The sequence below is a fragment of the Rhizobium alarense genome, from assembly GCF_021555155.1.
In the GTDB taxonomy this organism is placed as follows: domain Bacteria; phylum Pseudomonadota; class Alphaproteobacteria; order Rhizobiales; family Rhizobiaceae; genus Rhizobium_D; species Rhizobium_D alarense.
The window spans coordinates 1-10,687 of record NZ_JAKGBU010000120.1 but is presented as its reverse complement, the minus strand read 5'-3'; the positions used below and the strand labels follow the sequence as shown (position 1 = coordinate 10,687).

The window sequence follows — 10,687 nt, the reverse complement described above, 5'->3', positions numbered from 1 at the left end:
ATCAGCAAAAACGGCCGTGCCCCCGAGGAGGAGGCCGGCAACAGCAAAAATCAAAGTATTCACTGCGCAACCTCCGTCTAGACTTCGGTTCGCATGTGCGGGAGCCACAAAATACCACAAACACGTTGCATAACGCAAGAAATGCGACGCTGGGGCGCATTTATTTTTTATTCTTCTCTTGATTGCAAGTCGACACTCGCCTTCAACCCGCGCTCAGCGTCCGCCGCACCGCGTCCTTCCATCCCTTGATCTTCGTGGCCCGCGTCTTCTCGTCCATCTCGGGCTCGAAGCGCCGGTCGCGCGCCCAGGACTTCGCGAACCCGGCCCGGTCCGGCCAGACGCCGGCACGCTGCCCGGCAAGCCAGGCGGCGCCGAGCGCGGTCGTCTCGAGAATCGTCGGGCGATCGACGGGGGCGTCGAGGATGTCGGCGAGGCGCTGCATGGTCCAGTCGGAGGCGACCATGCCGCCATCGACGCGCAGAACCGTTTCCTTGCCGTTCGCCCGCCAGTCCTTGTGCATGGCGTCGAGCAGGTCGCGGGTCTGGTAGCAGACGGCCTCCAGGGCCGCGCGGGCGAATTCCGCGGGCCCCGTGTTGCGCGTCATGCCGTAGATCGCGGCGCGCGCCTCGGGATCCCAGTGCGGTGCGCCGAGGCCGGTGAAGGCCGGCACGAGATAGACGTTCTGCGTCGGATCGGCCCTTGCCGCAAGGTCGCCCGTGTCTGGCGCGGCCTTGATGACCTTCAGCCCGTCGCGCAGCCATTGCACAGCCGCCCCCGCGATGAAGATCGAGCCCTCCAGCGCATAGGTCGTCTCGCCGTCGAGGCGATAGGCGATGGTGGTGAGGAGGCGGTTCTTCGAGCGCACCATGTCGGCGCCGGTGTTGAGCAGCGCGAAACAGCCGGTGCCATACGTGGATTTCATCATGCCCGGCTCGAAGCAGGCCTGGCCGATGGTCGCGGCCTGCTGGTCGCCGGCAACGCCGAGGATCGGGATTTCCGCGCCGAAAAGCGCCTTCTCCGTCACGCCGAAATCGGCCGCGCAGTCGAGCACTTCGGGCAGCATGGCGGCCGGCACGCGCAGGATCTCCAGCAGGTCCTCGTCCCACTGGTTGGAGCCGATATTGTACATCAGCGTGCGGCTGGCATTCGTCGCATCGGTCGCGAACGCCTTGCCGCCGGTCAGCCGCCAGATGAGGAACGTGTCGATCGTGCCGAAGCACAGTTCGCCCTTGGCGGCGCGCGCCCGCGCGCCCTTCACGTTGGCGAGCATCCAGGAGAGCTTGGTGCCGGAGAAATAGGGGTCGAGCAAGAGGCCGGTCTTCTTCGTGAAGGTCTTTTCCAGCCCCTGCCGCTTCAATTTCTCGCAATAGGACGCCGTGCGCCGGTCCTGCCAGACGATGGCATTGTGGATCGCCCGGCCGCTCGCGCGCTCCCAGACGACGACCGTCTCGCGCTGGTTGGTGATGCCGATCGCCGAGATGTCGGAGGCCTTGAGGTCCGCCTTGGTGAGCGCCGCCTTCACAGACCAGACGACGCTCTCCCAGATCTCCTCCGGGTCGTGCTCGACCCAGCCGGACTGCGGAAAATGCTGGGTGAATTCCTTCTGGGCGGAGCCCACGACGGTCTGTTTGCGGTCGAAGACGATCGCCCGGCTGGACGTCGTGCCCTGGTCAATCGCGAGAATGTAGCCTGCCATGAACCCCTCCCGGTCCTGCCTCCGGGCCGCTCCCGACAGCCCTTCGTTTCTTTCAATACGACATCAAAACGAATGTCAAAGGAAAACAAAACGCAAATCCGCTCACCCGATTCCACCCATACTACCGAGTGAAAAACGCAATTGTCATCGCCGGATGTTTGCGCGTAGGCTGCTGCAACGCAGCACGAACCGGCGCGACAGACCGCCGGCGTATGAAACGGGAGTTGAGGACATGAAGAGTGTGGTTGTCACCGGGTCCACCAGCGGCATCGGGCTCGCGATCGCCACCGCCTTTGCCGAGCAAGGGGCCAATGTCGTCATCAACGGCTTCGGCCCGCTGACCGAGATCGAGGCGATCCGCGAGAAGCTGGAAAGCCTTGGCGGCGGCAAGGTCATCTACCATCCCGCCGACATGACGAAGCCGCACGAAATCTCCGACCTGATCGAGACGGCCGTCGAGGAATTCGACGGCGTCGACGTGCTCGTCAACAATGCCGGCATCCAGCATGTCGAGAAGATCGAGGATTTCCCGGTCGAGAAATGGGACCAGATCATCGCGATCAACCTTTCCAGTTCCTTCCACACGATCCGTGCGGCGATCCCGCACATGAAGCGCAAGGGTTTTGGCCGCATCATCAATGTCGCCTCCGCCCACGGCCTCGTCGCCTCGCCCTTCAAGTCGGCCTATGTCGCGGCAAAACATGGTATCATGGGACTGACGAAAACGGTCGCGCTGGAGATCGCCGAAAACGGCATCACGGCGAACGCGATCTGCCCCGGCTACGTGCTGACGCCGCTCGTCGAGAAGCAGATTCCCGACACGGCCAAGGCGCGCGGCATCAGCGAGGCTGAGGTGAAGTCGGATGTCATGCTGAAGTTCCAGCCGACCAAGGAATTCGTCGCCGTCGAGGAAGTGGCCGCCATCGCGCTGTTCCTCGCGAGCGACGCGGCCAAGTCGATCAACGGCACGCATATCTCCGTCGATGGCGGCTGGACGGCGCAATAGAAGGACGCCCATGACCCCGGACACTGGCAGCATCACCGGCAGCATCCGCTTCATTCTGAACGGCGAGGACATGGCCCTTCGCCAGGTATCGCCGACGGCCACGCTGCTCGACTGGCTGCGGCTTAGCCGCCGCCTGACGGGGACGAAGGAGGGTTGCGCGGAGGGCGATTGCGGCGCCTGCACGGTGCTCGTCGGCCGGCTGCTCGAAGGCCGGCTCGTCTATGAAAGCGTCAATGCCTGCATCCGCCTGCTCGGCTCGCTGAACGCCACCCATGTGGTGACGGTGGAACATCTGGCCGCGAAAGACGGCGCGCTCCATCCCGTGCAGCAGGCGATGGTCGACGAACACGGCTCGCAATGCGGCTTCTGCACGCCCGGCATCGTCCTGTCGCTCTACGGCCTCTGGCTCGGCAATGCGAGCCCCAGCCGGGCGGAGATCGAAAAGGCGCTGCAGGGCAATCTCTGTCGCTGCACCGGCTACGAGCCGATCGTCCGCGCCGCGGAGCGAGCCGCCGAACACCGCCCGGCCGCCGTCTTCGACCCGCTGGAGCGCTTCCGCGACGAGATGGCGGAGCGGCTGGACGCGCTCGCGCCGCAGGCGACCCTCCGTGTTTCCGGCGGCGAGGGCCGCGTGATCGTGCCGGCTTCCGTGGAAGAGCTCGCCGAAGTCCTCGCCGAGGAACCCGCCGCCACCATCGTCGCCGGCTGCACCGATGTCGGCCTGTGGGTCACCAAGCAGTTCCGCGACCTGAACCCGGCCGTCTTCATCAACCATCTCGGCGAATTGCAGATGGTCGAGCACGGCCCGGCCGGCGTCACGATCGGCGCCGGCGTCACCTATAGCCAGGCCTTCGACACGCTCTGTCGCGCCGTCCCGGCACTTCGCCCTCTGATCGACCGCATCGGCGGCGCGCAGGTGCGCAACATGGGCACGATCGGCGGCAACATCGCCAATGGCTCGCCGATCGGCGACACGCCGCCGCCGCTGATTGCGCTCGGCGCGACGCTGACGCTGCGCTCGAAGGCGGGGCGGCGCGAGATGCCGCTGGAGGACTATTTCATCGCCTACGGCAAGCAGGACCGCAAACCCGGCGAATTCGTCGAGCACCTCTTCGTTCCCGCTTTGCCGGCCGGCGACCGCTTCGCCGTCTACAAGATCTCCAAGCGCCGCGACGAGGACATTTCCGCGCTCTGCGCCGCCTTTCGCATCGCGCTTGCGGCGGACAACACCGTCACCGACGCCCGCATCTGCTTCGGCGGCATGGCCGGCACGCCGAAGCGGGCAAAGGCCGTCGAGGCCGCACTGATCGGCAAGCCGTGGATCGAGGCGACCGTCGAGGCCGCCCGCCCCGCCTTCGAGGTTGACCACACGCCACTCACCGACTGGCGCGCCACGGCCGATTACCGCATGCTGGCGGCGAAGAACCTTTTGACGCGGTTCTGGCTCGAGACATCGGGCGCGGTGGCGCAGGTGACGCGGTTCGGGGCGGTGGCGTGATGGAACGCTCTGACCTTTTGGCACGTCCTGCCGCTTCCTCCGCGCTTCTGGCGAACGCGGCGACAGCCCCCCTCATCCGACCCTTCGGGCCACCTTCTCCCCGGCGGGGAGAAGAAACCGTGCCGCACCGTCTCGGTTCCTCCTCTCCCCTCGGGGAGAGGTCCGCCGAGCGGAGCGGAGGCGGGGTGAAGGGAACACCACGGCACCCGACGAGGGGCCGAGGATACGGGCGAGACCGCTCAACGCGCGAACGGAGGGCATGACCATGGACCAGTCCACCTTCGAGGACCGCAAGACGCTCGCTGCACCCCTGCACGCATCGCTCCGCCACGATTCCGCGCACAAGCACGTCACCGGCGAGGCCGACTATATCGACGACATGCCGGAGCCGGAGGGCACGCTCCATGCCGCGCTCGGCATGAGCGACCGGGCGCATGCGGAGATCCTCGCGATGGACCTCTCCGCGGTCCGCGCCCATCCCGGCGTCGTGCTCGTGCTCACCGCCTCCGACATGCCCGGCGTCAACGACATCAGCCCGTCGCACCGCAATGACGAGCCGGTGCTCGCCGAAGGCAAGGTCGAATTCCATGGCCAGGCGGTGTTCTGCGTCATCGCCGAGACCCGCGAGATCGCCCGCCGCGCCGCCCGGCTGGCAAAGATCGACTACCGCGACCTGCCGCACTGGACCGACGTCACCGACACGCTCGCCAACGGCGCCCCCCTCGTCACCGAACCGCTGACGCTGAAGCGCGGCGAGGCGGAAAGCGCGCTTGCCACCGCCCCCCGCCGCACCGCCGGGCAGATGCGCATCGGCGGGCAGGACCATTTCTATCTCGAAGGCCAGATCGCGCTGGCCATTCCCGGCGAGGACGACGAGGTCACCGTCTGGTCCTCCACCCAGCATCCGAGCGAGGTGCAGCACATGGTCGGCCATGTGCTGGGGGTGCCCTCCAACGCCGTCACCGTGCAGGTGCGCCGCATGGGCGGCGGCTTCGGCGGCAAGGAAACGCAGGGCAACCAGTTCGCGGCCCTCGCCGCCGTCGCCGCCAAGCGCCTCAAGCGCGCCGTCAAGTTCCGCCCCGACCGCGACGAGGACATGACGGCGACCGGCAAGCGGCACGACTTCCTCGTCGACTATGAAGCCGGCTTCGACGACGACGGCCGCATCCTCGCCGTCAGGGCCAACTATGCCGCGCGCTGCGGCTATTCCTCCGATCTCTCCGGCCCCGTCACCGACCGAGCGCTGTTCCACGCCGACAATGCCTATTTCTACCCGCACGTGCTTCTCACCTCGCAGCCGCTCAAGACCCACACCGTCTCCAACACCGCCTTTCGCGGTTTCGGCGGGCCGCAGGGCATGGTGGGCGGCGAGCGGATGATCGAGGAGATCGCCTATGCGCTGGGCAAGGACCCGCTGGAGATCCGCAAGGCGAATTTCTACGGGGCGCCCGGCTCAGACCGGGTGCTGACGCCCTATCACCAGACCGTCGAGGACAATATCGTCCACCGCATCGTCGACGAACTCGAAACCTCGTCCGACTATCAGTCCCGCCGCCGGGACATCCTCGCCTTCAACGAAACGAGCCGCGTCGTCCGCAAGGGCATTGCGCTGACGCCGGTGAAATTCGGCATCTCGTTCACCGCCACCTGGTACAATCAGGCCGGCGCCCTTGTGCATATCTATCAGGACGGCTCGATCCACCTGAACCACGGCGGCACGGAGATGGGCCAAGGCCTCTTCACCAAGGTGGCGCAGGTGCTGGCCGATGCCTTCCAGGTGGACATGTCTACGGTCAAGATCACCGCCACCACCACCGCCAAGGTGCCGAACACGTCGGCCACCGCCGCCTCCTCCGGCTCGGATCTCAACGGCATGGCCGCCTTCGACGCCGCCCGCCAGATCAAGGCGCGCCTCGTGGCTTTTGCGGCGGAAAAGTGGAACGTCGCGCCCGCCGACGTCGCCTTCGTGCCGCATCACGTGCGCGTCGGCGAGGCGCTGATCCCCTTTCCGGACTTTATAAAGCAGGCCTACATGGCCCGCGTGCAGCTGTCCGCCGCCGGCTTCTACAAGACGCCGAAGATCCACTGGGACCGGGCAAAGGGCATGGGCACGCCCTTCTATTATTTCGCCTATGGCGCCGCCGTCTCCGAGGTCTCGATCGACACGCTGACCGGCGAATATCTCGTCGACCGCGTCGACATCCTGCACGATGTCGGCCGTTCGCTGAACCCGGCGATCGACAGGGGCCAGGTCGAGGGCGCCTTCGTGCAGGGCATGGGCTGGCTGACGACGGAGGAACTGTGGTGGGACGGCAAGGGGCGGCTTCGCACCCATGCCCCCTCCACCTACAAGATCCCGCTCGCCTCCGACCGGCCGAAGGTCTTCAACGTCAAGCTTGCCGAATGGGCGGAAGCCGCCGAGCCCACCATCGGCCGCTCCAAGGCCGTCGGCGAGCCGCCCTTCATGCTGGCGATCTCCGTGCTGGAGGCGCTCTCGATGGCCGTCGCCAGCACCGCCGGCTACCGCCACTGCCCGAAACTCGACGCGCCGGCGACGCCCGAGCGCATCCTCATGGCCGTCGAACGGCTGAAGACCCTGTGATCCCCACGTGAGCCGACCGCAATGAATTTCCTGCAGGACAGTCTCGAAGGGTTTCTCGCCCGCGAGCATCGCCTCGTCATCGTCGAGGTCACATCCGTCAAGGGCTCGACGCCGCGCGACGAGGACGCCTTCATGCTGGTCTCGCCCGACGCCGTGCACGGCACGATCGGCGGCGGCCATCTCGAATTCCTGGCGATCGACAATGCCCGCAAGCTCCTGGTCGGCGCCGGCGGCGAGGCGCGCCTCGACGTGCCGCTCGGCCCCGACATCGCGCAATGCTGCGGCGGCCGCGTCGAACTCACCTTCACCCACGCCGACGACCCCGCCCGCGCGCGCCTCATCGACAAGCTCGCGGCCCTCGCGGCGGCCGAGCCGCAGGTCTGGGTGTTCGGCGCCGGCCATGTCGGCCGCGCGCTGGCCGATGCGCTGATCCTGCTGCCGCTCAATGTCTATGTGGTCGAGACCCGGCAGATCGAGCTCAACCAGTTGACCTCCGAGGTGCACGGCCGGCTGACGCCGATGCCGGAGACGATGGTCGCCGACATCCCGCCCGGCTCTGCCGTGGTGATCGCGACGCACGACCACGCGCTCGATTTCCTGATCGGCAAGGAGGCCGCCGCCCGCACCGATCTCGCCTATTGCGGCATGATCGGCTCGAAGACCAAGCGCGCCGGCTTCGCCAGTTTCCTCGAAGGCGAAGGCCGCGACCGGGCGCTCGCCGACCGCCTGACGCTGCCGATCGGCGGCAAGGCGGTGCACGACAAGCGCCCCGAGGTGATCGCCGCCATGACCGCCGCCGAAATCCTCGCGGCGCTTTCCACTTACCGGGCGCCGTCCTCCCGATAGGGCCGCCGCCCGTCGAGAAGCCCGAGATCGCGCTTGCGGTCGTCGGAGAGCGTTTCGATGTCGAGCGACGGGGCCATCCCCTGCCGCCGCGTTGCGAAACCCACAAAAAAGCGCGCAAGCGCGCCCAGCCTGCCGATGGACATGGCAGCTCCTTCCCCGGCAAAGCCGGTCTTCATTTGATGACTATGAAGCCAGCATGCACCGGTTTATGCTGCAAATCCAATCGAACGCCCGTCTCCACCCATCAAGAGAGCTTATGCATGAAACTCTCCCGCCAGTTCCCGCTGAATGCGCTGCGCGTCTTCGAGGCGGTGGCGCGGCATCTGAGCTTCACCCGCGCCGGCGAGGAGCTCGGCATGACGCAGACGGCCGTCAGCTACCAGATCAAGCTTCTGGAGGAGAACATCGGCGAGCCGCTGTTCCTGCGTCGCCCGCGGCAGGTGGCGCTGACGGAGGCGGGCGAGAGGCTGCTGCCCAAAGTGCGCGAGGGGTTCGAATTGCTCCGCGAAGCCGTCGAGACGCTGCGGGCGCCGGCGCATGACACGCTGGTCATCCACTCCACCCCCACCTTCGCCCAGCAGTGGCTGGCGCGCTATCTCGGCGCCTTCCAGATCCGCCATCCGCAGATCGCCGTCCGGCTCTCGACCTCGCAGGAGGTGATCGATTTTTCCCGCACCGCCGTCGATGTCGCGATCCGCTGGGGCACCGGCGACTGGCCGGGGCTGACGGCCCACAAGGTGATGCGCATGAATTTCGCGCCGCTCTTAAGCCCGGCGCTGGCGCCAAAAGGCACGCTGAAAGTCCCCGCCGACCTCATGAAACTCCCCATCGTCAGCGCCCGCGATCCCTGGTGGAAGACCTGGTTCAAGGCCGCCGGCCTTGAAAACCCCGGCCTCGAGCGCTACCCGCCCAACGAATTCGGCACCCAGGCAATCGACGTCGGCATGGCGCTCGCCGCCCAGGGCGTCGCCATCGCCAATCCCGGCCATTTCCGCGAAGAAATCGCCGAAGGCCGCCTCTACCAGCCCTTCGACATCACCTGCAACGACGGCCGCGACTACTGGCTCGTCTGCCAGGAAGCGCGGCGGAATGTGGGGAAAATCAGGGCGTTCCGGGAGTGGATACTGGAGGCGATGCCGCGGGAGGTTTGATGGGTGGGATGGAAGTTCTCCCGCAACCGACCTAACGCGCGAACAACGCCCTAACCGCCTGTAGCGTTTGATCGGGAGCAACTTCGTTTATATCAGGATCACGAAAGCGCACCCCAAACCTCTCTTGCAATACCCCACGTATGCGACGCCTCCTGGCCTTTGATTGCATCATTCCCCAAGGATCATTTCTACATAACCTGGCCGCGAGAGCTGCCAAATTTCCGTGGTTTATCTGCGCAGCTCGACCGGCTTTTCTTTCTATGTCAACGCGACCATTAACGTAATTCTCAACCGTCTTGTCTTGCTGCCCTTCAACAACGATATCCTTCAATTCCTCTAAGCTGCACGAAGGATTCGCCTGTAGAAAATTCCTAAGATATTGATCAGCTATGAGATAACCTTCAATATCACGGTCTTCAGTTACAAAAGGCTGGGCTCCAAGGCCTCTAATTCGGTTCTCCCAATCAACTATCTCGTCAGGTTCTAAAAAGTCACGGTCCCGATGCACTATTATTTGGCTTTCAGCAACATCCCGTATCTGCCTAAGCAACGGCTCTAATAGATGTATTCCTGTGATGCCCTTGTAAGAATGGACTTGGAATTCCCCTTGAACAAAACCGCTAGCCAAAGCAATTTTCTCTAGGGTTCCGTATCCAGCGTCTTCCGAAAGGATAACAAATCTCGGATTTTCTCTAGATAATCTCTCGCGGATATCCAATGCGCCAAGATCGATTAGGAGATCCACCTGATCGTCTCGGGAGGCCGGCCGCGCAGTTCCATCTTGCATCCAAACAATTGTACAATCGTCGGAAAGCGCGTCAATCATATGCCGCGAGTGCGTGGTTAGGATAACCTGAGTCCCGCGATCGTTCGCAATAGCCTTGAAGACCGCACTCAAATTACGTTGATTGTTGGGATGTAAATGTGAATCCGGTTCATCAAACACCATAATTTGAGGCTTAAATAAGTGCAAATATGCGAAAATCTGAATCGCCTGTAGAAGGCCTGTACCTGCAAGATCGAGCGGCACAACTACAGAGCCTCGCCTGATAGATATATTTATTGCCTCATCAATTTCTTTCTCGAAACTTATAATAAACTCGAGATGCGGAAATAATACGTTTAAATCTCCTATAAATTCGGCCCAAGCATCATTCTTTCCATGCAATCTCCAAAGCGTATTCCTGAGGAAAGCATTGGCATCACCTCGTGACAACGCACGCAGCAATACACCATCTGAGACATACTGCTCGGACTTCGACACCCCCGCAAGGCCGGGGGAAAATATCGAATACGGCTCGTTTAACCCGGCGATAGTCTTTAAATATTCTATATTTGTTGGCTCCACCAACACGTTTCTAATTCTTCCCTTTCGTACCTTTAACTGCGTCTGCTCCCCATCGGAAAAATAGAAGTCAAATATCATAGCGTGCTCATCGGCTTCACGCAGATTTCCACCCCTTCCCAATGAGTATGGATCTAGAGAAGGAATGTAAATTAACTCTTCTGGACTTATTGTTGTGGCACTTTTGTTTCGAGGAGGCCATTTTCCAGATATTTCCATAGATTGGAATAATGTAAATGCGAAATGTATCGCCTGTATTACGCTAGTTTTACCGGAGTTATTACCGCCAACAAGAACATTTAAAGCGGCAACATTAAAATCTATGCTTTCAATACTTTTAAATCTTTGAATTGTCACCCTAGCAAGCTTAGCCATTTCGGCTCCTTGATTCCCCCAATGCTCGCCAGAAGTGTATCAGATGCCTTCGCAAAAATCTCAACGCCCTTTATCCCCACCCTCGACAACCAGCGTTATACTCCCCTCCTTCTGCTACCGACGGATCGCGCGACGTGTCGATGCGGGTGAGAGGAGGCGCTTTCGTTT

At 63.1% G+C, this 10,687-nt stretch carries 9 protein-coding genes; 6 read left to right on the top strand and 3 right to left on the bottom strand.

What is annotated here, in order from left to right:
* Positions 1-182: hypothetical protein (locus LXM94_RS24090; RefSeq protein WP_235774167.1), on the top strand; the 182-nt coding region annotated here is incomplete at its 5' end.
* A 20-nt stretch (positions 183-202) separates the two neighbouring features.
* On the opposite strand, the gene glpK is transcribed toward LXM94_RS24090, so the two are convergent.
* The gene (gene glpK / locus LXM94_RS24085; RefSeq protein WP_235774165.1) at positions 203-1,696 is read right to left on the bottom strand and encodes a glycerol kinase GlpK; all 1,494 of its coding nucleotides are present in this window, start codon (positions 1,694-1,696) and stop codon (positions 203-205) included.
* A gap of 232 nt (positions 1,697-1,928) precedes the next feature.
* Here glpK and LXM94_RS24080 point away from each other — a divergent pair, with 232 nt between their 5' ends.
* From LXM94_RS24080 to xdhC, 4 genes are all read left to right on the top strand, one after another.
* Positions 1,929-2,702: a 3-hydroxybutyrate dehydrogenase gene (locus LXM94_RS24080; protein ID WP_235774163.1), complete on the top strand. Its 774-nt coding sequence runs from the start codon at positions 1,929-1,931 to the stop codon at positions 2,700-2,702.
* Between the two features lie 31 nt (positions 2,703-2,733).
* Entirely contained in the window at positions 2,734-4,200 is a 1,467-nt protein-coding gene (gene xdhA, locus LXM94_RS24075) for a xanthine dehydrogenase small subunit (RefSeq protein ID WP_235774169.1), read from the top strand.
* A gap of 265 nt (positions 4,201-4,465) precedes the next feature.
* A complete protein-coding gene (xdhB, locus tag LXM94_RS24070; RefSeq protein WP_235774161.1) occupies positions 4,466-6,802 on the top strand; it encodes a xanthine dehydrogenase molybdopterin binding subunit in 2,337 nt (778 codons plus the stop codon).
* Between the two features lie 21 nt (positions 6,803-6,823).
* On the top strand, positions 6,824-7,648 hold the full coding sequence (gene xdhC, locus LXM94_RS24065; RefSeq protein WP_235774159.1) for a xanthine dehydrogenase accessory protein XdhC: 825 nt from the start codon (positions 6,824-6,826) through the stop codon (positions 7,646-7,648).
* On the opposite strand, the gene LXM94_RS24060 is transcribed toward xdhC, so the two are convergent.
* Positions 7,624-7,791, bottom strand: coding sequence for a hypothetical protein (locus tag LXM94_RS24060; protein WP_235774157.1), 168 nt, complete (start codon positions 7,789-7,791; stop codon positions 7,624-7,626). The genes xdhC and LXM94_RS24060 overlap by 25 nt on opposite strands.
* A 117-nt stretch (positions 7,792-7,908) precedes the next feature.
* Between LXM94_RS24060 and LXM94_RS24055 the strand changes: the two genes are divergently transcribed.
* Positions 7,909-8,799: a LysR substrate-binding domain-containing protein gene (locus LXM94_RS24055; RefSeq protein WP_235774155.1), complete on the top strand. Its 891-nt coding sequence runs from the start codon at positions 7,909-7,911 to the stop codon at positions 8,797-8,799.
* Positions 8,800-8,830: 31 nt separating this feature from the next.
* Here LXM94_RS24055 and LXM94_RS24050 read toward each other — a convergent pair whose 3' ends face one another.
* Positions 8,831-10,519, bottom strand: a complete 1,689-nt coding sequence (locus LXM94_RS24050) for an ATP-dependent nuclease (protein ID WP_235774153.1) — start codon at positions 10,517-10,519, stop codon at positions 8,831-8,833.
* Positions 10,520-10,687: the final 168 nt, after the last annotated feature.